The 24418-nt window shown below is 59.1% G+C and carries 23 protein-coding genes; 5 read left to right on the forward strand and 18 right to left on the reverse strand.

Translation table 11 applies throughout. The features are described from left to right. Window positions 1–9 precede the first annotated feature (9 nt). From G3M63_RS18345 to G3M63_RS18425, 17 genes are all read right to left on the reverse strand, one after another. Window positions 10–1574, reverse strand: a protein-coding gene (locus G3M63_RS18345; RefSeq protein WP_163984141.1) for an IS3 family transposase whose coding sequence is annotated in 2 segments (ribosomal slippage) — window positions 10–1112 and window positions 1112–1574 — 1566 coding nt in all. Because the reading frame shifts where the segments join, the coding sequence is not laid out codon by codon here. 56 nt (window positions 1575–1630) lie between these two features. Beyond that, complete coding sequence (locus tag G3M63_RS18350) at window positions 1631–4195, reverse strand: hypothetical protein (protein ID WP_163984034.1); 2565 nt, start codon at window positions 4193–4195, stop codon at window positions 1631–1633. Next, window positions 4192–6279: a type VI secretion system tip protein TssI/VgrG gene (gene tssI / locus G3M63_RS18355; RefSeq protein ID WP_163984035.1), complete on the reverse strand. Its 2088-nt coding sequence runs from the start codon at window positions 6277–6279 to the stop codon at window positions 4192–4194. The genes G3M63_RS18350 and tssI overlap by 4 nt, the downstream gene beginning before the upstream one ends. A gap of 104 nt (window positions 6280–6383) precedes the next feature. Next, window positions 6384–6902 (reverse strand): Hcp family type VI secretion system effector, encoded by a 519-nt coding sequence (locus G3M63_RS18360; RefSeq protein ID WP_150299733.1) that lies wholly within the window; start codon window positions 6900–6902, stop codon window positions 6384–6386. A gap of 283 nt (window positions 6903–7185) precedes the next feature. Continuing rightward, window positions 7186–7524: a Na+/H+ antiporter subunit G gene (locus tag G3M63_RS18365; RefSeq protein WP_150299732.1), complete on the reverse strand. Its 339-nt coding sequence runs from the start codon at window positions 7522–7524 to the stop codon at window positions 7186–7188. 9 nt (window positions 7525–7533) lie between these two features. Next, complete coding sequence (locus tag G3M63_RS18370; RefSeq protein WP_150299731.1) at window positions 7534–7803, reverse strand: K+/H+ antiporter subunit F; 270 nt, start codon at window positions 7801–7803, stop codon at window positions 7534–7536. After that, window positions 7788–8291: a Na+/H+ antiporter subunit E gene (locus G3M63_RS18375; RefSeq protein ID WP_150299765.1), complete on the reverse strand. Its 504-nt coding sequence runs from the start codon at window positions 8289–8291 to the stop codon at window positions 7788–7790. The genes G3M63_RS18370 and G3M63_RS18375 overlap by 16 nt, the downstream gene beginning before the upstream one ends. Beyond that, window positions 8291–9814, reverse strand: a complete 1524-nt coding sequence (locus tag G3M63_RS18380; RefSeq protein WP_163984036.1) for a monovalent cation/H+ antiporter subunit D — start codon at window positions 9812–9814, stop codon at window positions 8291–8293. Before G3M63_RS18380 ends, G3M63_RS18375 begins: the two co-directional genes overlap by 1 nt. After that, entirely contained in the window at window positions 9814–10140 is a 327-nt protein-coding gene (locus G3M63_RS18385) for a Na+/H+ antiporter subunit C (protein WP_150299729.1), read from the reverse strand. The genes G3M63_RS18380 and G3M63_RS18385 overlap by 1 nt, the downstream gene beginning before the upstream one ends. Further along, window positions 10140–12932, reverse strand: a complete 2793-nt coding sequence (locus G3M63_RS18390; RefSeq protein ID WP_163984037.1) for a monovalent cation/H+ antiporter subunit A — start codon at window positions 12930–12932, stop codon at window positions 10140–10142. The genes G3M63_RS18385 and G3M63_RS18390 overlap by 1 nt, the downstream gene beginning before the upstream one ends. Before the next feature lie 190 nt (window positions 12933–13122). Next, window positions 13123–13476, reverse strand: coding sequence for a monovalent cation/H(+) antiporter subunit G (gene mnhG / locus G3M63_RS18395; protein WP_163984038.1), 354 nt, complete (start codon window positions 13474–13476; stop codon window positions 13123–13125). Then, a complete protein-coding gene (locus G3M63_RS18400; protein ID WP_163984039.1) occupies window positions 13473–13796 on the reverse strand; it encodes a monovalent cation/H+ antiporter complex subunit F in 324 nt (107 codons plus the stop codon). The genes mnhG and G3M63_RS18400 overlap by 4 nt, the downstream gene beginning before the upstream one ends. Then, on the reverse strand, window positions 13793–14272 hold the full coding sequence (locus tag G3M63_RS18405) for a Na+/H+ antiporter subunit E (protein ID WP_163984040.1): 480 nt from the start codon (window positions 14270–14272) through the stop codon (window positions 13793–13795). Before G3M63_RS18405 ends, G3M63_RS18400 begins: the two co-directional genes overlap by 4 nt. Then, window positions 14272–15765, reverse strand: coding sequence for a proton-conducting transporter membrane subunit (locus tag G3M63_RS18410; RefSeq protein WP_163984041.1), 1494 nt, complete (start codon window positions 15763–15765; stop codon window positions 14272–14274). The genes G3M63_RS18405 and G3M63_RS18410 overlap by 1 nt, the downstream gene beginning before the upstream one ends. Beyond that, window positions 15762–16190 (reverse strand): sodium:proton antiporter, encoded by a 429-nt coding sequence (locus tag G3M63_RS18415; protein ID WP_163984042.1) that lies wholly within the window; start codon window positions 16188–16190, stop codon window positions 15762–15764. Before G3M63_RS18415 ends, G3M63_RS18410 begins: the two co-directional genes overlap by 4 nt. Continuing rightward, window positions 16190–18913 carry a hydrogen gas-evolving membrane-bound hydrogenase subunit E gene (mbhE, locus tag G3M63_RS18420; RefSeq protein ID WP_163984043.1) on the reverse strand — a complete coding sequence of 908 codons (2724 nt, stop codon included), beginning with the start codon at window positions 18911–18913 and terminating at the stop codon, window positions 16190–16192. The genes G3M63_RS18415 and mbhE overlap by 1 nt, the downstream gene beginning before the upstream one ends. Window positions 18914–19803: 890 nt before the next feature. Then, entirely contained in the window at window positions 19804–20265 is a 462-nt protein-coding gene (locus G3M63_RS18425; protein ID WP_163984044.1) for a hypothetical protein, read from the reverse strand. Window positions 20266–20536: 271 nt separating this feature from the next. On the opposite strand from G3M63_RS18425, the gene G3M63_RS18430 reads away from it, so the two are divergent. Continuing rightward, complete coding sequence (locus G3M63_RS18430) at window positions 20537–20818, forward strand: hypothetical protein (RefSeq protein WP_163984045.1); 282 nt, start codon at window positions 20537–20539, stop codon at window positions 20816–20818. 38 nt (window positions 20819–20856) lie between these two features. Here G3M63_RS18430 and G3M63_RS18435 read toward each other — a convergent pair whose 3' ends face one another. Continuing rightward, window positions 20857–22017 (reverse strand): 1-acyl-sn-glycerol-3-phosphate acyltransferase, encoded by a 1161-nt coding sequence (locus tag G3M63_RS18435; protein WP_150299719.1) that lies wholly within the window; start codon window positions 22015–22017, stop codon window positions 20857–20859. 141 nt (window positions 22018–22158) lie between these two features. Between G3M63_RS18435 and G3M63_RS18440 the strand changes: the two genes are divergently transcribed. The 4 genes from G3M63_RS18440 to G3M63_RS18455 all read left to right on the forward strand — a co-directional run bounded on the left by G3M63_RS18440 (window position 22159) and on the right by G3M63_RS18455 (window position 24244). After that, window positions 22159–22353, forward strand: a complete 195-nt coding sequence (locus G3M63_RS18440; protein WP_150299718.1) for a CPXCG motif-containing cysteine-rich protein — start codon at window positions 22159–22161, stop codon at window positions 22351–22353. Between the two features lie 2 nt (window positions 22354–22355). Beyond that, on the forward strand, window positions 22356–22625 hold the full coding sequence (locus G3M63_RS18445) for a DUF2007 domain-containing protein (RefSeq protein WP_163984046.1): 270 nt from the start codon (window positions 22356–22358) through the stop codon (window positions 22623–22625). Next, the gene (locus tag G3M63_RS18450; protein ID WP_163984047.1) at window positions 22625–23284 is read left to right on the forward strand and encodes an SOS response-associated peptidase; all 660 of its coding nucleotides are present in this window, start codon (window positions 22625–22627) and stop codon (window positions 23282–23284) included. The genes G3M63_RS18445 and G3M63_RS18450 overlap by 1 nt, the downstream gene beginning before the upstream one ends. 153 nt (window positions 23285–23437) lie before the next feature. Next, window positions 23438–24244, forward strand: coding sequence for a M48 family metallopeptidase (locus tag G3M63_RS18455; RefSeq protein ID WP_150299715.1), 807 nt, complete (start codon window positions 23438–23440; stop codon window positions 24242–24244). Window positions 24245–24418 lie beyond the last annotated feature (174 nt).

Below are 24418 nucleotides of genomic sequence, written 5' to 3' on the forward strand. Positions count from 1 at the left end.
ACCATACTTTTATGCAGCCTGTAGCTGCGGTTCTTCTTGCAGGTTTTGCTGCTTCTCTGGATTGAGTGTTACTTCCCTCACAGCGTCCCAGTTTCGCGTATTCCTTGACCATCGTTCCGGGTGCGCTGAGCGTGCCTGTTGATACAGCGAATGACGCTTTGCCAAGATATCCACATCCAGGCGCAGATGGCGCTCCGCTGGCGTCACGAAGCGGATCCGGCTATGCCGGTGCTCGTGGTTGTACCAGTACATGAAGTCCCTGACCCAGGCCCGGGCGTCATCCAGGCTGGCGAAGCCGTTCTGCGGCCATTGAGGGCAGTACTTCAATGTTCGGAACAGTGATTCCGAGAAGGCGTTGTCATTACTTACGCGGGGCCTGCCGCGCGAAGGCGTGACGCCAAGGTCATACATTTTGGTTAGCAAGGTCGCAGACTTCATGGGTGCACCGTTATCAGAATGCAGCACCAGCGGCTCACGCAGGCATTTTTCGCTGAGAATGCTGCGTTGCAACAAGGCGGCAGCCTCTTCGCCAGACTCGGCGCTGTGCACCTCCCAGCCAACGGCTTTGCGGCTGTAAATATCTTCAATCAGATACAGGTAGTAATACTGACCACGCACCGGCGATGGCAGATAGGTAATGTCCCAGGACCAGACCTGGTTGGGCTTTGTGGCTACATGTGTTGTGGGCGCAGGATGCCGACGAGGCGGTTGGCTGCGGCCACGACGGTACTGCTGATCGGCGGCGTGCAGCACACGGTAAAAGCTGCTTTCAGAGCCGACATAACGACCCTGGTCAGCCAGTCGCGGCACAATTTGGCTTGGCGGCAAATGCGCGAACTCTTCGCTGTTGCACAGCTCCAGAATGGCCTGACGTTCTGCCTTGGTGAGCGCATTAGCTGGTACGGGGCGTATGGCAGTGGTACGGCCGTCAGGCTTCATGGTGTTCTCTTGAGTCCAGCGCTGGAAGGTGCGCAAACTGATGCCCAGCTCACCACACGCCGGCTTCTTGCGTGCACCGTTGGTGATGGCCTCAGTGAGCCATTCGACATAGTTCTGCCTGACTGGCAGCGAGGTCATATATCCTCGCTGTCGTCGCCCCAGTAGGCATTCAGCTTTTTTCGCAACACCAGCAGTGCGGCGGCTTCGGCCAAGGCCTTCTCTTTGCGGTTGAGTTCACGTTCCAATTGGCGGATGCGTTTCTTGTCTGTCTTGGCCTGCTCACGATCAGCTTGGCTTTGCGTCTTGGCGCTTTGCTGGCCGGCCAGACAGGCGGCTTTCCAAGCCTTTACTTGTTGTGGATAGAGACCCTTGCTGCGGCAGTACTCACTCAGCTCAATCTCTGACAATGCGGCGGTTTCAATAACGACCGCCAGCTTGGCTTCTGCCGACCAGTTGTCAGTCAGCTTTTGATCTCCCGGCACAACAGCTCCTCCGGCTTTGGCTTGTTTGCGCCAATTATAAAGCGTCTGCTCGCAGATACCTTCCTGCCGGGCCAACTCAGCAACAGACAGGTTGTGCGGGGGCAACAGCTTTCTCAGCAGGGCTTCTTTTCGCTCTGGTGCATAACGTGGCATTGCATGACTCATACCGTCCCCGGGATTGGATTCAGGTAAAACCGATCAAGCGACAACTACCCTGACACCGGGGGCAACCAGCCGGCGACAATGCTGCCGCCAATAAATAAGACTGCACCTGCGGCCAACACGATGGGATTGATCGACATACCTAGAGCATAGGCTCCCCAAGCAGCGCCACCAGTGGCTGCCACTCCATAGGCCACCGCGGCATCCCGATCGCCTTGATGCCACGCTCGTTTGGCGTCCCAAGTGCAAAGGGCGGCGCTCAAGAATATAGCGCTTCCGGATAGAGCTCGAAGAATTGGCAGACTGGGACTGCCGGTTTGCTGCACTAGATTCGCGCGCCACTGTGCAAACTGGTTCGGAATTTCGAACCGAGGTTTGTCCAAGAGCTGGACTAGCCCGTTGCCTGCCCCAAGAACTGGCCTAGTAAGGGCTCCAGTTGCAGAAGCTAGATCTATCGCTGCCCCTAAAATGCCGGCCTGATATCGCCTTTTCCCTCCATTCTCCTCAGACAACAACCCTTTCATGCCAATACTTTGAGCCTGCAAGTTATACAGAGCACATGCCACAGCAACCAATGGCATTGCAGGAGTTCGGGCCACTGCCTCGACATGATCGCTTAAAGTTGTTTTCCAAGCACTGAATTTACGGACCTCAGGGTGATCTTCTGGAGCAACGATCAATGTTGCGCTTCCCTGATTGGGCAACAGATTGCCGCCAAGCTGGCGCGGGCTGCTCGACCCTATTACACGGTTTTCGTGATCAAGAATATTTCCGTAGAGGTAGTGTTTGCGGCTCAGAGAGGTTCGCTCCGCAGGGGAGAGACCATGACGAAGATTGCCAGTATCCACCCCTAGAATCCGCAAATTCTGGGCTTGGGCCTCTCCGGCCGTCATCAATTGGAGTCCATGCCACTTCGGTGAGAGCCGGCTTAGAACGCCGAGGGAGGGTGCGAACAGTCGGTGAAAGTCGACCTGTATCAAGACCTCACTTGCCTTAAGCCTGTTGAGATGGGTCAGAACTGTCAGCGAAAAATACTCCATTGCGTCCCCGACCAGTGCATTCAGATTCTTGAACACCATCCCACGGTCAGTATCTTCCGGATCGACGTCGACTACCTGCAGCAGACTACTTAAACCCATGTTTTCAGATTTTGGCGACCGGCTTTCTTCGGCCAGGGCTTGAATACGGATTACCGCTTCTGGCAACTCACCATCCTTTCCCGCAAGCATAGTTTGCGTTAGCTCGTGTGTGCCGCTCAGCAGGCTTTGACTGAGTCGGGCAATAGCGTTCTGAAGACCACGGCTCATTGAGCCAAGGCGTAGAACATCTGACTGGGCTGGATTTTTGCAAAGAGCATCCAGAGCCTCCGCCAACCATATATAAGGCTCCAGCAGTCGCTCGTCCCTGCTCATCAGCCAGTCCTGCGCTACGTACGCCAGACGGCTGCCGGCGGAGAGCTGTATCAGTCGCCCCAGAATGTGTTCCATGTAATCACGTGCTTCACGCCGCTGAACCTCAAAAACGGCGTCGTCCAACTGGCTGGTATCCAGATGGCTCCTGAATCTGGTCAAGGGATTGTCGGCCTCGTGCATGACCGTACTGTGCAACACTTGGGCATAGCGACCGTTTGGGCGGTGGGGTATCAAGGCATTCAGTGCCAGCAAGTAATGCTCTGCCTGCCGAATCTGTGCTATAGCATGACGCAGCGCGAAAAGAGGGTCGTCAAGCATCAGCCCAACCAGCTGTGGATAGCCTCGCAATGCTTTTTCGGCAACAACATCAGCGACTGCAGTAAAAGTTGTGAGAGGTTGAGGTACATCCGTACCTTCGTACGTGGCGAGCTGCTCAAGAACCTGCTGTAACTTGACCGCCCAATCGCCAGCAGGAATGTTGGCCAGTGCAGGCTTGAACAACGCGGGATCATCCATCAGGCTTTCGACGCTAAAATCGCGTGGACGCAGCCCTTCTGTTTCATTGTCGATCACTACGACGGGCATCGCTTGGCTGGCGCTCCACCGCTCTCCGCCGACTACAGCTGCCGCCCAGGCTGGTCCTACCTCATGACATCGAGCGCTTATGCGATCACTACGTTCCTCTAGCCAGCTAATGTATTCCCACGTCCAGGGCAGCTCGCTATAGGCCATTTGGTATTCATTACCGACAAACCGTCCCTGTAAAAGCATGGGCACAAGAACAAGCGCTTGCTGCTTGCCTACCGCAGGACGGCTGTCTGCATCTTGCTGTTCTGACTTCCGCCTCCAATGGGTGACGTCCACATCTGACAGATTGCCCTGGCCATCGCAAACCAGCTCCCGCCATAGCTTTTTTTTACGAAAGACATAGATCCGTCCGGCACGAGGCAGCGCGCCCTTTGGTGACTGATTATATCGGTCGTGACCGGGTAGCCGCGCCAAGGGCATGACAGCGAGGAAGGTATTCTGCTGAATTTCTGGTTCTTCCTCGTGGCTGCGCATATCATTTTCAATAACAATTTGCAGAGTGCCGCCGTCGGTGCGTTCGATATTCAGAGCCAGCCTGGCTCGGCGCGCGTCTTCATACTCGGTGCGTTTGCGGGTGCCTTGCTGTATCGGCTGATCCTTCAGCTCGTTCATGCTTCATTCTCCGGGTCGAGTAGTTGTACCTGTCCGCCGGCGTCCGGGTCGCCCCATACATCTATGATCAACTGGTGGGGTCCGGGCTCTTTCGAATCTAGCGATACCTCCGGGTTTGACGCGGTGCCGTGGGTACGGTCACCTGCAGCAGCGAATTCGCCACCCTCCGGTTTCTCTGGCAGTAAAGGCGCCGCCCCGCTCCCCGAACCCGCACTCCCGCCCGAATTCATCTTCACACCCGGCCCAACTAACGTCACACCGCTGGGGTCAAGCTTCACAAAACTACCGCCTACCTTGAAGGTAATTTCACTACCGGCTTCGAGCACTATCTTCATGCCGCTGGACAGGTGAATCTCCTGTCCGGCTTCGATGAATTGCCCCTGTCCTAGTTTGATGTGCTGGTTTCCAGCGATGGTCAGGTGGTCGTCGGCCTTGATTTCTGTGCGGCGGTCGCTGTGGGTGGTGTGGTGTTCTTCGGCTAACAGCTCGGTGTAGCTGTTGGCTTCGACGCGGTCGTGGCGTTCGTTGCCGACGCGGATGCGCTGGTTGTGCTGGATGATCTGCTCCCAGTCGCGCTGGGCATGGATGAAGATCTGTTCTTCGTTCTTTTTGACTTCAATGCGCAGTTCGTTGAAGCCGTCGCCGCCGGGGCTGCTCAGGGTCTTGAATACGCTGCGAGTCTTGTTGGCTGGCAGGTCATAGGGGACCGGGTGTTCCTTGTGATACAGGCAGCCGGTTACCAACGGCTGATCGGGATCGCCTTCGAGGAAGGAGACGAGCACTTCCATTCCGACGCGTGGAATGGCGATACCACCGTAGCGGTCGCCGGCCCAGCTGCTGGCAACGCGCAACCAGCAGCTGCTCTTGTCATTACCCTGGCCATGACGGTCCCAATGGAACTGAACCTTGATCCGTCCGTATTGATCGCAATGGATCTCTTCGCCTTGTGGACCGGTCACCACGGCGGTCTGGTTGCCGAGCACTTGGGGTTTTGCGTGCTCGAGCTGTGGGCGGTACGGCACGTCCCAGGGAGTGGCGGTGAAACGGTTGCGGTAACCCTGAGTGAAACCATCGGCAACAGTTACGTCGCTGGTGACCGATTCCTCCAGCACCTGCGGCTGCTTGCCTTGGTGATGGATTTCAGTGAGTAGCCAGAGGTCATTCCAGCTGCTACGGCTGTGTTTGGCTAAGGGAAGGAAATGCCCGCTGATTAACAAGGGTTGGTCGCTGGAACCTTCCGCCAGGCGGTAGTCGCTGCGGTGGCGTTCAAGACTGCGCTGGGCCAGATGCTTGCCCCGTTCGCGGTCGGTGAAGCGGCCGGGGTAGTCATAATCTTCCAGATCCGGGACGGCTGCGCCCCGGGACGCGCTTTCCAGTTGCAGACGTGGCTTTTCGAAATCGTAATCACGGCGGGTCACGCGGCTGGGACGGGTTTCCATGCGCAGGGCGAAGCGTTTGATAACCGGTTCATCCGCGACCATGCCATTGCCCTGTTCAAAGCGGGTCGGTGCCAGCTTGGGAAAGGATGTCTGGTCATCGCCGAAGACGATGGTATGACTCTCGCCGGTGTGTTCGAAGTGGTAGTGAATGCCTTCCTCTTCACACAAGCGCTGCAGAAAATGCAGATCGGTCTCGTCGTATTGGGTGCAGTAGCCCCGGTCAGGATATGGACTGCCCAACTGAAAACGGTAGGTGTTGCCTTGAATGCCATGCTCTTCGAGTATTTGCGCGATGATCTGCGGCACGGATAAATGCTGAAAGATGCGCTGATTGGTGCGGTGCGCGAGGTAAGCCAGTTGCGGTACCAGGGTGATGCGATAGCGGGTCAGGCGCTTGCCGGCTTCGCCTTGGGCAATGCTGTGAATCAAACCATGCACGCCGCTGCCATCGGCGGCAAAGGCGAGAAAGGCGGGTTTGTGCAGAAAGCCTTCGATGTCCAGATCGGGAATTTCGCTGACCAGATCCAGTTCGAAACGATAGGGTCGGCACAGGGCTTCGTAGCCGGTGAACTCAAGGACCTTGAAGTCGTGCGAAAGGCCTTGAATGGCCAGTTTGAAATGGGGCTTGTTGGCCGGGGCGAACATCCGATGTCCTCATCAATGTGCAACACTGCCCTTCCAACTGGGGTGTCGACTGCCGAAAATCCATCCACTGGCGCAGGGCCAGTCGATGGATGATTCTCGCAAACTTATGCGGAGATCGGCGTGCGCCAGTCGTCAGAACCGGAGGTGCCGGACACTTCATGCGTCCAGATGATCTTGCGGTAGGTGAAATAGACGTCTTCCAGGTGCGTGAAATGCGACAGGCTCGGATCCTGGCAGTTCGGCATGCGCGACTGAACGTCAACGATGATGGCGTCCTGCAGTTCGATGGTGAAGTAATGCTCCTGGGTGCCGGTGGCTGAGGTGCGGTACCACTCCAGACGACATGTATTCAGACGCTCACCGGAGGTCAGTGAGTTGAAAAGCAGCGGCGATGATTTGTCGAACACCTTGGTGATCATCAGCGGTTTATGGACGCGTTGACCAGTGGGCTGACCGGATTGCGGATCGCGCGGAATGATGACCTGATGATCAAAAGCCTGAACCAGAATCTGGTCCTCATGGCCTTCCTGAAAAATGTTGCCCACAGAATCTTCGGTGAAGGTGCCGGCGGTGATAAGGCCCTGTTTGGTGCCTTCGATAGTCAGATATGCTGGTGTTGGCATGAAAGCTCTCCTTGCCTGGGTTCGTGGATCTTTGTTGATCCGGGAACCATAGACATATCAAGAGCTGTGCCATGACAAAAATACCCTGCTAAATCAGTTGCTTACCCGTCAGCCCAGATTCCTGTTCGATTCAGCCGCGAAGCGAGTCACAAACGAGTGGGCAGTTTCCTGCTCAGGGTGCGCAAAAAGCTGCGCACACTGTCCTCCCCACCATGAACCGGGTCGCCAACAGGTTGCGCACAGAGTTATCCACAGACGACTGCGCAACTTGTTGCCAGCGCCGCTATTGCTCCCAGGGCTCGCCTTTTGTTCGTTCTACCCGCTTCAGCTGCAAGTGCATGGCTGCCTGGGCCATCATATTTGCGCTGGTCGGGGCCGTGATGAACAGGAAAATGGTAATGAGCAGCTCGTGCATGCTCAGGCCGTCTCCCTTGGTGCTGAAATAGATCAGCGAGCCAATCACCAACGCGCCGACGCCGAGCGTGGTTGCCTTGGTCGGCCCATGCAGTCGCATGAAGAAGTCCGGCAGCTTCAACAAGCCAATCGAGCCGATCAACGCGAATACACTGCCGATGAGAATCAGCGCGGCGACCAGCCACTCGATCCAGGTGGTGTCGTTCATGAGCGCTCCTTATTCAATGATGTCTCCACGCAGCAGATACCGGGAAATGGCTACCGTTCCGACGAAGCCCATTACCGCAATCAATAGTGCCGCTTCGAAGAACAGGTCCGAATCCAGATACAGGCCGAACAGGATGATGAGCGCAATCGCGTTGATATACAGCGTATCCAGGGCCAGCACCCGGTCCGGCATATCGGGCCCGATAATCAACCTGATCATATTCAGTATTGTCGCCAGCGACATGATGCCCAGGCACACAAGAATCACGTTGTGGAGCATTCGAATACCTCCTTCAGCGGGTTTTCGTAGCGCTGTTTGATAGTGTCGATCAGCTCCTGGGCATCGGCCACATCCAGACCGTGGATCAGCAAGGTCTTGCGGTCATCACTGATATCCGAAGAGACCGTGCCGGGCGTCAAGGACACCGTGCTGGCCAGCACACTGATGGCGAAATCGTTGGTCAGCTCAAGCGGATATTCTACGAAAGCCGGTCGCAGCGTCCGGTTGGGCCCGAGGATCAGTTTGGCTACTTCAACGTTTGCGGTGACGATATCCAGCAATACCCTCATGGTGAATCGAAGCAGCACCACAGGTTTGTGCAGCGTCGGCGGATTGGGCCAGAAGGGGTTGGTCAGCAACGGGATCAACCAGGCCGTCACCGCGCCCATGATCAGCGTGCCGGCACCCAGATCGTTCATGATCAACTGCCAGACAATAAGCAGGAACAGACTCAGCCAGGGGTGCGGCAGCAAAGCTCTCGGCGTCATCATGGCTGACCTCCCGGGTTGACTGCCTGGGTAGACATAACTTGCTCAATATACCCGGAGGGGTTGAATATCTCCGCCGACGCGACGTCCAGATAATCCATTATCGGTTCACCGAAAACCACCATCATTGGACTGCAGAGCAGCAGCAGAATCACGGCAGTCATGCGCAGGGCGTCCATTGGCTCACCTGGTACCGCGGTCGCATCCTTGCGCCAGAACAAGGTGCTGCCCGCCCGGCTCATCGCGACCAGAACCACCAGGCCGCTGCCGAGCACCACCGCATACAGCCAGGCGGCTTCAAAACCCGTGCCGGCCGAGCGTAACAGCATCAGCTTGCCGATGAATCCCGAGAGCGGCGGCAGGCCGACAATCGAGATAGCAGACAGGAAAAACACGCCGCCGAACAGCATGAGCTTGGGTAACGGCGGGCCGGGCACGAGTCGCGCACCATGCCTGGGTCCGCGGGTGCGCGCCAGCAGGCCGGCAAGCAGGAACAAGCCGCCGCTGATCCAAGTGGAGTGCGCCAGATAGAAAAGACTGGCGGTGAGTGCTTCAGCTGTGGCCAGGGAGATGCCGGCCATCAGGATGCCCACCGACAACACAACCAGATACGCGACCAGGCCGTTCAGGGTGCTCGCAGCGAGTGCGCCAATTGTTGCCAGCACAATGGTGGCCAGCCCGACCGGCCAGAGCCAGTCATTCACCAGCCAGGCAAGCGGCCCCTCGCCTTCGCCGAACATCAGCGAATAGACCCGGATGATCGAATAGATACCGACCTTGGTCATGATGGCGAACAGCGCCGCGACCGGCGCCGAAGCGGCGGAATAGGCGCGTGGCAGCCAAAAATACAGGGGGAACATCGCCGCTTTCAGGCCGAATACGATGAGCAACAGCATGCCTGCTGCACCAATCAAGGGTGTGTCCGCTTCGGGTAGCTCGGCGATGCGCAGGGCCATGTCCGCCATGTTCAGCGTGCCAGTCAGACCATAAAGCGTACCGACCGCCAACAGAAACAGCGCTGATCCGAACAGGTTGAGCAGCACGTAGTGCAAGCCGGCGCGCACGCGGGAAGAGCCTGCACCGTGCAACAGCAAGGCATAGGAGGCGATCAGCAGGATCTCGAAGAACACGAACAGGTTGAATAGATCGCCTGTCAGAAAGGCGCCATTGATACCCATCAGCTGAAACTGGAACAGCGCATGGAAATTGCGTCCCAGGTTATCGTCGCCGCGCATCGCATACAGAACCGAACACGACGCCAGCACAGCGGTGACCAACAGCAGGAAGGCAGCCAGACGATCGACTACCAGCACGATGCCGAATGGCGGCACCCAGTTGCCAGCGGCATAGACTTGAATCCCTTCACTGGCCTGTCCTACCAGCGCAATAGCCAGCGGAATCTGCAACAGCACGGCAATCAGCGACAGGCCGCGTTTCAGCGGCATGCTGCTTCGCGAGATAAGCAACAACAAAGCGCCCATGAACATGGGCAGCAGGACCGGCAGGATCGGCAATTGATTCATCAATTGTCTCCCTTGCCGTCTACGTGGTCACTGTCGAGCTCGCCTTGCGCCCGCAATGCCAGCACCAGAGCGAAGGCGGTCATGGCAAAGCCGATGACGATGGCAGTCAACACCAGTGCCTGCGGCAAAGGGTCAGCGTACTCATCAGCCTTGCCCAGTACTGCGGGCATACCGGTGTGCAAGCGCCCCATAGCCAGCAGGAACAGGTTCACCGCATAGCTGAGCAGGGTAAGGCCAACGACAACCTGAAAAGTACGTGCGCGCAATAAAAGATACACGCCGGACATGGTGAGAATGCCCAGCGTCAGGGCGTACAGCAATTCCATTAAAGCGTCTCCCTTACAGTACGGCTTCCGGACAATTTGCCGATGTTGGCGAGGATCAGCAGCGTAGCGCCCACAACGGTGAGGTACACGCCGAGATCGAAGAGCATTGCTGTCGCCAGCTCGACCTCTCCGACTAACGGAAAGTGGAAATAACCGAAGGCGCTGGTCAGGAATGGATAGCCAAAGGCAAAGCTGCCCAGACCAGTAAGACCGGCAATAAGCACACCGATACCCGCCAGATGGTGGTAATTCACACCCCAGCGCTGCGTAGTCCACTGTTCACCGCTACCGACGTATTGCAGGATCAGCGCTACCGCGGTAATCAGGCCAGCGATGAAGCCGCCGCCAGGCAGGTTGTGGCCGCGGAAGAAGATGTACACCGACACCAGCAGCGCGAGTGGCAGAATCACGCGGGTCAGGTTGACCAGCATGAGTGGCCGCGTGGCCCGCGCCCAACCGCGACCGAACATGTCGGTATCGGGAATGCGCAGGCGCAACCCGTCGACCAGCGCATAGATGGCCACCGCGGCGATTGCCAGCACCGTGACCTCGCCCATGGTATCGAACCCCCGGAAGTCGACCAGAATCACGTTGACCACATTAGTGCCACCGCCACCGCTGTAGCTGTTCTCCAGGAAGAAACTGGCAATGGTGTCGTAGGGGCGGGTCAGCACGGCGAAGGTCAAGCCGCCGACCAGAAGCCCCGCCAGGCCAGCCAGAATCAGGTCGCGGAAACTACGCGTCCTGGAAGAGGTGCGCGGCGTATAACGTGGCAGGAAGAACAACGCCAGCATGAACAGGATGATCGTCACGACTTCAACCGAGAGCTGGGTCAATGCCAGGTCCGGCGCGGAGAAGCGTGCAAAGCCCAGCGCCACCATCAACCCGACCACGCTCAGCATGATCAGCGCGACCAGCCTGCGCCGGTGCATTATCGCCGTAGCCCCCGCCGCAACCATCAGAATCAGCGCGCCGACAAGCGTGATGCCATCAACCGGCGACATCGCCACCTCGCCCTGCCAGACCGGCAGACGCACCAGCCAGAAGCCAGTGACCACCAGCGCAGCGAAGAGCATCCAGGTCATGTAACGCTGCAGCGATGCGTTCTCCAGCAGCAGCGTGAACTGCCCGGCACGCCCTACCAGTTTCTGGATCGCATTTTCGAACACCAGCTTGGCGTCCAGGTCCGGCAGTCGTTCGTACCAGCCGAACAATTGCCGGCGCGTGAAATAGAGAATGATGCCGACCACCATCGCCACGATGCTCATGATCAGCGGGAGGTTGAAGCCGTGCCATACGGACAGGCTGTACTCCGGCAGGTCTCCCCCCAGCGTTGCGCTGGCCGCCACAGCCAGCAGACTGGAAACAGTGAAGGCAGGCAAAAGCCCGACCAGCAGACAAAGCGCCACGAGTATCTCCACGGGCACCTTCATGTAACGCGGCGGCTCATGCGGCGGGTACTTCGGCAGATTCACCGGCTTGCCGTTGAAGAACACGTCGTGGATGAAGCGCAGCGAATAGGCCACCGAGAATACACCGTACAGTGTCGCGACCAGCGGAATAATCCAGCTGAAGTTGCCGAACTGGTGTTGCTGCAGGGTTTCGGTGAAGAACATTTCCTTGCTCAGGAAGCCGTTCAGCAGCGGCACGCCCGCCATCGCCGCCGCCGCGACCATTGCCAATGTCGCGGTATGCGGCATATAGCGCCACAGACCATTGATCCGCCGCATATCGCGAGTACCGGTCTCGTGGTCGATGATGCCCGCGGCCATGAACAGTGAGGCCTTGAATGTCGCGTGGTTGATGATGTGGAACACCGCCGCCACCGCCGCCAGACGGGTATCGAGGCCAAACAGCAGCGTGATCAAGCCAAGGTGACTGATGGTCGAATAGGCCAGCAACCCTTTGAGATCGTGTTGAAACAACGCGGTACAGGCGCCGACAAGCAACGTAATCATGCCGGTAACGCTGACCATGAAGAACCACAGGTCGGTATCGGAGAGCGCCGGATATAACCGAGCCAGCAGGAACACACCCGCCTTGACCATGGTTGCCGAGTGCAGATAGGCCGATACCGGTGTCGGCGCCGCCATCGCATGCGGCAACCAGAAATGGAACGGAAACTGTGCAGACTTGGTAAACACGCCCAGCAGCACCAGAACCAACACCACCGGATACAGCGCATGGGCACGAATGATATCGCCGGCAATCAGCACGTCACTCAGCTCATAGCTGCCGACTATCTGTCCCAGCAACAACACGCCGCCGAGCAGAGCCAGTCCGCCACCTCCGGTCACCGCCAACGCCATTCGAGCACCCTTGCGGGCATCACTGGAATGCGACCAGTAACCGATGAGCAGGAATGACGACAGGCTGGTCAGCTCCCAGAAAAACATCATCAACAGCAAGTTTTCCGACAGCACCACGCCGAGCATCGAGCCCATGAACAGCAGCAGATAGGCGAAAAAACGCCCCATCGGGTCGTTCTTTGACAGGTAATAACGTGCGTACAGAATCACCAGCAGGCCGATGCCCATGATCAGCAAGGCGAACATGAAGCCCAACCCGTCGAGCCGGAAGCTGAGATTCAGCCCGACACGGGTCAGCCACGGCCAGCTCTGCACAACCGTCTCGCCCGCAAATACCTCCGGTACGTGACGCCACAACAGGACCAGGCCGATGATCGGCGCTAGCATCGTTGCCGTAGCGCAAAGCGAACGTCCGCGCTCGCCAGTCAACAGGGGCAGAAAACAGCCCAGAAAAGGTAGCAATACAATAAGCGCCAGGGTCATGCGGGACACACTCCGTTTATGGCCTTTCAGGCTTCTTCGTATGGCGAATTCGCCTTCCCGGCTCGGCGGCCGGAAGGCGCATCATTATCCACAGACAGCGTTTGGCTGTCATGGTTTGACTCGGCATTCGGACAAGCCCGGCAACACATCGTTAAATCTCGCACAGATGCCGAGAAGCGAAACGGTGAGGTCATCGTTCCTGAGTGCCCCGTCGCTGGCGGTCTTCCTCAAGCGCATCGCCGAGCAGGCCCGTCTGCGGACGGATATCAGCCATATGCCCGGCACGGGCAATAGCATGCGCAGCAAGGGGAGCGGTGATCAAGAGTACGCAAATAGCCAGCAGCGATTCCAGCCATGCCATGCCAGATGTTGCGCACAGCACCCCAAGCAATACCAGAATCGCGCCGAGCGCGCCGGCCTTGCTGGCCGAGTGCATACGGGCATAGGCATCCGGTAATCGCCACACGCCCAGCGCACCAACCAGGCTCAGCAGCGCACCGAGCAGTATCAACACCGAGGCTGCTATCGAAAGAAACAAACTCATTGACCATCACTCCGGCTGTCCTGAATCTCGCGGTTGGACGGGCCGTCGTCACCATGAAACAGCAGCGCAAAGGCTACGCTGCTGAGGAAGCTCACAACGGCCAGCACGATCGCCACGTCCAACAGCGCGACCTGGCCCCGATAGAGCGCCAGCACTGCGACGCCCGCGACGCCCACCATGGTCATGGCGTCGACAGCTACCGCCCGGTCAGGCCGGCTGGGTCCAAGCAAGAGCCGCAACACCAGTATCATCGCGCTGAGAATCAGCATCGCGCCGGCAAGCGGCAATACCCACCCGGCGGCAAACAGATCGACAGTCATGAGAATTCTCCCGGAGGGTGTATCCAGCCAGCCAGCCGCTGTTCGATTTCGTCAACCGCATGCTGAACGGAATCGGCGCTGCGTGAATCCAGCACATGCACATATAGCACCTTGTCGAGGTAATCCAGTGCGAGGGTCCCGGGGGTCAGCGTCAGCAGGCAGCTGATCAGGGTGATCAGGCGCTTGTCATCGGTCTGCAGCGACACGCGAACCACCGCAGGCGTGACGGTACTGCGCCAGTCAAGCACTGCTGCCGCCACATCGAGCGAGGCCGCGACGATCCTGTAGGCATACCAGGGAACGAAACGTGCGCCCGCCTCTACTCTCATGGCATACACCCGCACCCTGGGCACAGCCAGCCCCAGCAACCTGCAGCCGAGATAGAACAGCAGCATAGCCAGCAGCCATCGGGTGGGTGTAAGCCCGAGGGTTGCCCAGGCGAGCAATGCCGCGCTCACTGCATGTATCAAAAGCATCAGGGCGCCCCCTCCGTCACTGGAAGCCGAAGGTATGCGCTCGCCTCGGTCAGTTGCAACGAGACATCCCAGGCATATTGCATAGCCGGCCCGGCGCCAAAGCCCAGAATTACGGTCATCAGAGCGAGCACGGCGGCGACCACCCAGGGACTGCGCGGTCCGTTGTTAGTCTGTACACAGTGAGCACCGTCGGGATGCGGTTTGAGAAAAGCCTCATTCCATATCTTGCTCATGGACAACACGGTTATGGCTCCGGTCAGCAACGCGATAAAGGCTGCCCATCCGTGTCCCGCTTCCAGACTCGCACGGATCAGGATGAGTTTGGCCCAGAAGCCGGATAAAGGTGGAATTCCCGCCAGCGACAGCGCAGGAATGGCAAAGAGTATGGCGAGCAGCGGTTTCGCTGAGTAAAGCCCACCCATGCGCGCCAGCCGTTCAGAGCCGGTGAGCCGCGAGGCAAGACCGCCAATGAAAAACAGATTGGCTTTGACGATGATGTGATGGATCAGATAGAACACCGCACCCGCCAGCGCCAGCGGCGTCGCCAGAGCGAGCCCCAGCACCATGTAACCGACCTGACTGACGATATGAAATGACAGGATGCGCCGGATCTCGGTTTGCGCCGCCGCGCCCAGAACCCCGACCAGCATGGTCGCGCAGGCCACCCACAACAGGATGTCATGGGCCAGTCCGGGCGCTGGCCAGAGCAGCGTCACCAGACGGATCAGCGCATACACGCCGACCTTTGTCAGCAATCCGGCAAACAGCGCCGATACCGGCACCCAGGCCACATGATAGGACGCGGGTAACCAGCCAAACACGGGGAATAGCGCGCCCTTGATTGAGAATGCCAGCAGCATCAAGGTCACGCCCATGGTCGCGCTGGCGGTGGCTTCACCGCTGCGAAATATCAGCGCCAGCTCACCCATATTTAACGTACCGCTGGCCCCGTACACAAGCCCCGCCGCCAGCAGAAACAGCAGCGTCGCCAGCAGGTTGAGCACGATATAGGTCATCGCCCCGGCCAGTCGCCGCTGTCCGCCGCCCAGCGAGATAAGCGCGAAGGACCCCATCAGCAACACTTCAAACCAGACGTACAAATTGAACACGTCGCCGGTAATGAAGGCGCCGCAGATACCGGTCAGCAGGCCATGAACGAAAAGATGCGCGTCGCGCAGAAACTCGGTCGCCATCGGCTGGCGATGCATGTAAACCAGCATACCCAGACCGATCACACCGGTAATCGCAACCATCGCCGCCGACAGCCGATCGATAACCAGACTAATGCCATAAGGCGCAGGCCAGCTACCCATCTGGGCGCTGAGCACGTTGCCCTGCGCGGCAAACCACACCAGCCACAGCCCGGTCATGAGTAACAGCGTGCTGCCCACGAGACTGATTGCAGTCACCCAGGCCAACCGGCGCCGCGCCAGCAGGCACAGCATCAGGGTGGTCAGTGGCAGCAGGATCGGCAAGACCAGCAGGAGATTCATTCGCGCTCCCCAGCTGGCGGATCGGGTTCGCCGGTCGCTGACTCACCGCCCTCTTCGAAGCCGTTTTCCTGACCGTCCGGTGCGGGCTGCTCAACCACCACTGTCACGTCATCAGTCTCGTTTTTACCGTGCAGTTCGTAGGTTCGCTTGAGTATCGACAAAGCGAATACGAACAACGCGAAACCGATGACGATCGCCGTCAGCACCAGCGCCTGGGGCAAGGGATTGACCAACGCAGCCTTTGCGCCCTGGGTAACGAATGCCGGCGCATCACCGGCGTGTCGACCCGCGGCAAGTACGCCCAGGTTGATCGCGTTGCTGAATACGGCAATGCCCAACACCACCCGTATCAGATGCTGATCAAGCATCATCCAGATGCCCAAACCTGCCATTACGCCTGCTGTCACAGCGGTCAGCCACTCCATCAGCCAGCCCTCCCGACGAGATTGCGCAGCATGTGCGTGACCGAACCAAAAACGGTCAGGAACACGCCCAGATCAAACAGCAGCGGCGTGCCCAGTTTCACATTCATAGGTGCGACCCAATGGCTGGTCATATAGGGTTCGCCATGGAAGATCGCGCCCAGACCGGCACCCCCGACACAGGCCATGCCCAGCGCGATGATCATCGTTGGCGGCACACGGCCCAGCCCGCGCTGAATGCCGCGCCCGAAGGTCAGTACCAGCAAGGCAAAACCGGTCGCCGCGACCAGCCCACCGATAAAGCCGCCGCCTGGATAGTTATGCCCGCGCCAGAGCACCACCAGCGACACCGTTAACATGATGCCGGCCAACGGCCGCATGCCCTGCCGCAGCAGCACCGAGCCGAATTCGGGAAGTCCCTTGGGCCTCACATCGGCCGACTGTCCCGCGCCTAGCAGCGTCGAAGTCGCCAGCGCAGCGAGCGCTACCACCAGGGTTTCGCCAAGCGTATCCAGCGCACGGAAATCCACTAGAATCACGTTCACCACATTCATGCCATAGCCGCCTGGCAGGCTGTTATCAGTCAGCCAGTCGGCGATATTGCCGGGCAATGGCAGGCTGACGGTAGTCATGATCATCAGCGTGACCGTCACCCCAACGGTACAGGCAGCGATCGCCTGCCAGCGTCGGTTGCGCCCGGATCCCGATGCAACTGAGGGCAGTCCCGGCATCCGCCGCAACACCACCGCGAGGAAGACTACGGTCAGGGTTTCGACCATCAGCTGGGTCAGCGCCACGTCAGGTGCGCTGACCGACAGATAGAACAGCGCCAGGCCCAGACCACTGGCCGCCAGGGAAGCCACCAACGCCAGTCGCCCGGACTTGAGCGCGGCGCCTGCAGCCCCACCCAGCGCCAGCACTGCACCGACAGTGCCCGGCAAGGTGAGCGGTGTGAGTGTCTCGGCGGGCAACAGCGGCGCCCGAATCAGCCACATCACGCCCAATATGCTGATGCTCAACACCGTGGCCAGCAGCGCAACATGGGCACGTAGCGAGCCATGCTGAAAATTGCCGGCAACCGCACCCGCCAGCTGAAACAGCCGTACCAGGAAACCGTCCCACACTATGTCGCCACTGACACGCCAGACGCGGTCGAGCTGGTTGGCCAGCCAGCGCACCCGCCCCGCTTGCAGGTAAAACAGCACGCCCAGACTGATGGTCAGCACACTGGCAATGACTGCCGGCGTAATGCCGCCCCAGAGATACAGGTGCACATCCACGGGCCCGGCAGAGATCGCTCGCACCGCCGTATTGACCAGCCAGGCCTCCGGCCATTGATTCCAGATGCCGAGCCCCAGCCCACCGATTGCCAGCAACAGCGCGCCCGCCCACATGTAGGGCGATACCTCATGAGGCTTGTGGAAACGGCCACGGCGCTGACCAAAAAAGGGGCGGATGAATACCAACCCCGCCGCAGCGAACAGCAGCGCATTGGTCAGAATCATCACGATGGTGACGGCCCAGCCAATCGCACCCAGCTCGATCAGTCCGGTGTACTTGAACTCCTTGGCAATGAAACCGAAGAATGGCGGCAAGCCGGCATTGGAAAAGGCCGCCAGGCCAACCGCGATGCCGGTGAATGGCATCACGGTGAACAGCCCGCCAAGGCGGCGCAGGTCCCGCGTACCGGTGGCATGGTCAACCGCGCCGATCGCCATGAACAGCGCGCCCTTGTATAGCGAATGCGCCACCAGATAAAGCACGAAGGCCTGCAGACCGTAGCTGGTATTGGTGCCGATCAGCATGGTCAGCTGGCCGAGCACGGTCACCGTGGTATAGGCGAGCATGCGTTTGAGATCATATTGGCGAATGGCCAGAACGGCCCCCACCAGGGCGGTCAGCGCACCGATCCCGATAAGGATCGAGCTCCAGGCAACGCCGCCACCCAGCGTCGGGTTCAGCCGCGCCAACAGATAGATACCGGCCTTGACCATGGTCGCCGAATGTAGATAAGCCGACACCGGCGTAGGTGCGTTCATCGCGTTCGGTAGCCAGATATGAAAAGGCACCTGCGCAGACTTGGTGAAGCAGCCTATCAGCACCAGCGCCATGATCCAGGGAAAGAGCGTATTGCCTTGCACAGCCGCGGCATCCAGGCCGGAAAACTGCCACTGCTGGGCTGCAATGCCCAACAGCACCAGTCCTGCCATCAAGGCCAAGCCACCGCCCGCAGTGATCAGCAACGCCTGTAACGCAGCGCGGCGGGCCTCGGGTTTGGCATTCTCGAAACTGATCAGCAAGTACGAGGAAATACTGGTCAGCTCCCAGAACACGAACATGACGAGCATGTCGTCGGCCAGTACCAACCCGAGCATGCCGAGCATGAAGATCAGCAAATAGGCATAGAAGCGACCAAGGTGCGAATGCCCGTTCAGATAGCTGCCGGAGTACAGCACGATAAGCGTGCCGATACCGGTGATGAGCAAGGCAAACAGCAAGGCCAGCCCGTCAAGCCTGAGGGTAAAGCTGACATCCAGCAGCGGCACCCAGGCCAGACTGGAGGTCAGTACCTCGCCGCCTGCGACCAGGGGAATGACACTGACAAACCAGGCGAAACAACCTGCAGGGACCAGCGCCAGCAGCCACAGCGCCTGTCGTGGCAGCAGACGCCAGATCAACGGCGCGCATAGCCCGTTCAGAGCGATAGCAAGCAAGCTGAACTGCATATCAGCCGACCTTCATCGTGCAGGGTCTTGTCATCGCAACCTCCATGAACGTTCCGCGCAGCAATGCTGCGCAGTCACCGTGCAACCATTGTTCATACAGGATAGTCGCGGGGCAACGGCCACATTTTCCGTTGAACGCGGCGGGGGCTAATGCGCTATAAATAAGAAGGGAAGCCTCGGCGGCGGAAGCAACTTGATACAGTTCAATGCGAATCGAAGCGCCTGTTATGCCCGCCGGTCCTGGATGAGGGGGCGTTCTGCTCATCGAGCTGGTGCTCGACGCTCCCAGGCAGGACAAACACCAGCTCGACCGTTGCGGGCGAGCACAGTGCCTGAAATGAAACTGACGCTATGGTCAGCAACGTCGCTGGCTACAAAGCCGGCCAGGGTGGAACCTGGCCCTCCATAGACCGTGCTCCTCCGGGAAGGTCGAGCACCAGCTCTACCACAGGCTTCGCCGACAAACACAGCGTTTGAAATAAACCCGGCGCTATGGAATGTCGAGCTCCGTCTCGACAGCGGCATCATCGGCTAGCAAGCCGGCCAGGATGGAACCTGGCCCTCCATAGACCGTACTCCTCCGGGAAGGTCGAGCACCAGCTCGACCACGGGCGTCGCCGACAAACACAGTGTTTGGAATAAGCCCGGCGCTATGGAATGTCGAGCTCCGTCTCGACAGCGGCATCATCGGCTACCAAGCCGGCCAGGATGGAACCTGGCCCTCCATAGACGTACTCCTTTGGGAAGGTCGAGCATCAGCTCGACCACGGGCGTCGCCGGCAAACACAGTGTTTGAAATAAACCCGGCGCTATGGAATGTCGAGCTCCGTCTCGACAGCGGCATCATCGGCTAGCAAGCCGGCCAGGATGGAACCTGACCCTCCAGAGTCCTACTTCGTCACGCGCGACTCACCGTTCACGGTCATGATTCGCACGCGTTCACCCGGCGCGAAGGAGACGTCATCGGAGACGGCCTGAACATAGGACCGGGTGTGACCGTCCTCCTCGCGGACGGTAATTTCGATACCTTGCCTGCGGGTGAACCCCTCCTCGGCTGCTGCCCCCGCGACGCCGCCCGCTACTGCGCCCAGCACGCTGGTGATCATGCTGCCGCGACCACCGCCAATACCGCTACCGGCAATGCCGCCGACTGCTGCGCCTGCACCCGGGCCAATCACGGATTTGGTGCCTTCAATCTGCACAAAACGCACCGATTCAACGGTGCCCATACGAACTGTCTGCGGCGTGCGGGCCTGCTCACGGGAATAGGTATCGCCGGTCAGCCCCTTGGCACAACCACCGAGAACCAGCAGAGCGCCCAACAGCCAGGTCATCCAGAGATGTTTTTTCATGGTGTACTCCACTCTCATCAAGTCAGTGACAGATTAGACGCTTTCGTTGCCCAGATGTTGCGTGAACCTCTTACCAGTTGTGACTGACCAAGCGGAGCCACTGATCAGAAATCAACCGGAACGGTCGTCTCCAGGCGGCTATTTCGCTAGAATCCGTCGCGACTTTTCATCGGAGCGTTCACCCGCTTCCGTAAATCCATCTTGCTCGCCGTAACCCGGTAATAACAACAAGAATACCCGTCGGTTGCCGATCCCTGATTGAGGTTTCCGCATGCCCGTATTGCAGGCTGCCTGGTTTTATTATCTGAACAATCCCGCGCTGGTGCTGAACGGACTGGCGTTGTTTTATGGTCTCGCCGGGGGCTGGCTGTGGCTTGCCACTCAGCTGCGCAGTGCCCGCGCCGCGGCGCGCCTGGCGACCAGCCCGGCTGTTTCAGGGGAAGCGACGATCATCCCTGCCACAACCCGGCGCATCAACCGGATGTTCTACGCGGTCGGCAGCGTATGTCTGTTGCTGGCCACGCTACTCACGCTTGCCAGCACTCAGGTCTAAGGGGCCTGGACGCCGCGAAAGCATACCCGGGCAGCCCGTTAAAGGTTGTCCAGAAACGCCTGCTGGCGCAACTGACTGATGACCGGATTGGCATACTGTGCCAGCCACCAGCTGCGGTGTTCTTCGGGGCATTGCGCCAGGCGTTGATTGAAACGCGCCTGCTCCGCTGCCAACTGCTGCGCATCGAACTGCTTGCGCCAGTCACCAATCGCCAACTCCGGCAAGTCTGGTAGGTGCTCGAACGCCAGGTAGTTGCTCGGATAAAGCCTGTACGAGAGCAGAATGCTGCGATCCGCCTCACGGGCTACCGCGCGAGCATCCGTATAGTCATCACTCAACGGCTCGCCGAATGCCACATGTACCCGCCCCTTGTAACCGGTCAGCCCCATGGCGATAGAGCGGTCGTCTTCGCCCGGCTGCTTCTGATAGCTACCGGTACGCTCACGCTGCTCCAGCTCGCGCGCCTTCATCAGGTCACAGGGATCCCATTCATAGGCTATCGACACCGGAACGATATTCAGCGAGCGGATCACATCCTCGAAACGTTCGCTGCGTCGGCTCATGCAAAGCATCTTGATAATCGCCGAATCAGTCTCGTCCTTACCGTCCTTGGCACGCCCTTCACTCTGTGCGATCCAGATGGAATGCCCGGTCTGGATTGAATGGTTGATATAGGCCGAAAGCGACTGATAGATAGCCAGCTTTTCACGGCGGCCGGTTACCGAACGGTGCACGATAAAGCTCTTGTTCAGACGCATCAGGTCACTGACAAACGGCCGTTGCAGAAGATTGTCGCCGATGGCGATCCGCGGCGTCGGGTGCCCGGCGTGGTACAGCGCATAATTGACGAAGGCCGGATCCATCACGATGTCGCGGTGGTTCGCCAGAAACAGGTGCGGCTGATCCTTGCGCAGATTGTCCAGCCCGCTGTAGGTCACATCCAGCGTGCTGCGCTCGATCAATCTATCCAGATAGGGTTCGAGCTTGTGTTGCAGCGCCTCGATACTGTTTATGCCCCGCGCTTCCCGGCGCAAACCATAACCCACCAGCGGCTCGACCAGCCCGGGCGCCCACCGCGACAGGCGCGCAAAGCGGTGTCGCGCCAGCATCCGGCGTAAATCCCTGTCCCCGCTCAGGCGCTTCAGCACTTCAGGGACATCTTTATCCTCAAAGGGCTTTATGGCATCAAACTCGCCCATGTCATCCTCTTCTGTTCGGGTTGAGCCGCGCATTATGCTTGCCGCAGGGGGCTGGGACAATTGGCGCAGGCGCGGTTTCGCCTGATCGACGTTCGGACTACACTCACCGTCACACATCATGACCATCTCCGGAGGACATCCATGCAGGCAGTAGACGAAGCAGTGTTGCAATGTCCGCATTGCGGCGAAACGATCAGTCTGCTGCTGGATCTGTCCGGCGGCGCCCAGTCCTACGTCGAAGATTGTCAGGTCTGTTGTCAGCCAATCCATGTCACGTTGTGGATGGATGAAGGCGACACTGACTATCACGTCGACCTGCGCAGGGAGCAGGATTAAGCATGTTATGCATCTACCAACCGGCCGACCTGACCGAGGGCGAGCTGCTCCGGCACATTCTCATGGAGAGACGTATTCACTGCCATCTGAGCGGCCAATACCTGCAGGGCGCCGTCGGCGAATTGCCGGCGCACGGGCTGTTGGGGCTCTGGGTGCCGGCGGAGGATGCAGACCTGGCGCGTGAACTGATCAGTTCCTGGCAGCAGGCGGAACCGGTCATTCCGCAATCCGATGATCCCGAACGACAGTCAGAACACGAGCCGCTCGCCTGATGGCCGGACGTCTCGCACAGTTTACTCCCCCGCTCGCCGATGTACCCGGGGACTGGAAGCCCGCCTGGAATATCTCTCCCGGCCAACGCCTGTTGATTCTACGCAAGACCGGTAACCAGCTCGAGTGTGCGCGCGTGTTATGGAATCTCACGCCCGGGTGGCTCAAGGACCTGAGCCGCACCCCTTTCAGTGTGAATGCCGAGGTAATGCACGACAAGCCCATGTTCCGCCAACCATTGGTCGAGCGCCGCTGCCTGATTCCGGTGGACGGTTATTTCGGCTGGCGCGTGCAGGGCAAACGCAAGCAGCCCTGGTATCTGCGTCGCCGCGAGGGCGGTCTGGCGATTGCAGGCATATGGGAACGCTACAGTCTGGATGAAAACACCTACTGGGACAGCTGCGCGTTGATAACCGTGCCCGCCAAGGGCCTGCCTGAGCGCTTGGGTTATCGCATGCCGGTGACGCTCAACCGGGCCGAGCAGACTATCTGGCTGGCATCGGCAACGGCTCCTTCTGCTTTGCAGCCGCTGCTGCTCAACGCCGAATCCCGGGTCGACATGATGTATCCGGTAAACCCTGCCATGAGCAACCCTGCCACCGTCGGCCCGCATTGCTGCGCGCCCAGCGGACATCCGGTGACGGTCGAGTCGCCCGTTTGACGACCCGCCGGCCGTTTGCATTCACGCACCGCCAACCAAATCAGAATAGCCCTGCCGGGGGCGGGGTAATCTTGTCGATCTGATGACAGACTTGCGGTTGCCTGCTTTCAACCATCGCTCTAATCTAGTACCCCATTTTCAAGGAATTCACCCATGCGTATCCGTTTGCTTCTGTGTCTGCCGTTCCTCTGGCTGGTCGGCTGTGAAACTGTCCAAACCACCCAGGCTGGAGCCGTTGGCGTCAATCGTGAACAACGCATGGTCAGCGCCCTGCCCGCTGAGCAAGTGGACCAGATGGCTGCCAAGGCCTATGACGAGATGCTCAGCGAAGCCAGATCCGAAGGCGTGCTGAATACCGACACTGCCATGCTCAAGCGTCTGCGGGGCATCGCCGACAACCTGATTCCTCAGGTCACGCATTTTCGTCAGGACGCTCCCGACTGGGACTGGGAAGTCAACCTGATCGAAAACGAGCAACTCAACGCCAGTTGCATGCCCGGCGGCAAGATATTGTTCTTTACCGGTATCGTTGAAAAACTGAATCTCTCCGATGATGAAATTGCCCAGATCATGGGCCATGAGATTGCCCATGCCCTGCGGGAACACGGCCGTGAAGCAATTTCCCGCGCTTATATCAGCCAGACCGGCACCCAGCTGGTGGGCGCGTTGCTCGGCCTGGGTGAAGTCAGCCGACAGGCTGCAGACGCCGCAGTGCAATACGGTCTGACGCTGCCCAACAGCCGCTCCAATGAGAGCGAAGCGGATCTGATCGGGCTTGAGCTGGCGGCTCGCGCTGGTTACAAGCCAGAAGCAGCGGTAACGCTGTGGCAGAAGATGGGCGCCGCCGCGCAGGGCGCGCCGCCGGAGTTCCTCAGCACTCACCCCAGCTCCGGAGGCCGGATCGAAACCTTGCGCAACGCCATTCCGCGCGTTCAGCCGCTATACGAAGCGGCACGCTGACAAGCTTCGGCCACGCAGGATTCTGCGTGGCCGGACCTCTGTTTCAACGATCCAACCCTGTTTTCTTCCCTGCACACCAACGCCAGCACCTGACGCGTTTCTACGCATTTCGCCATCCTGTCGCGGTCCTCGATGACAGGCCGGAACTCCCAACGACCAACCGGCACTTTTTCA

Source organism: Pseudomonas sp. OIL-1 (assembly GCF_010669185.1).
Lineage (GTDB): Bacteria > Pseudomonadota > Gammaproteobacteria > Pseudomonadales > Pseudomonadaceae > Halopseudomonas > Halopseudomonas profundi.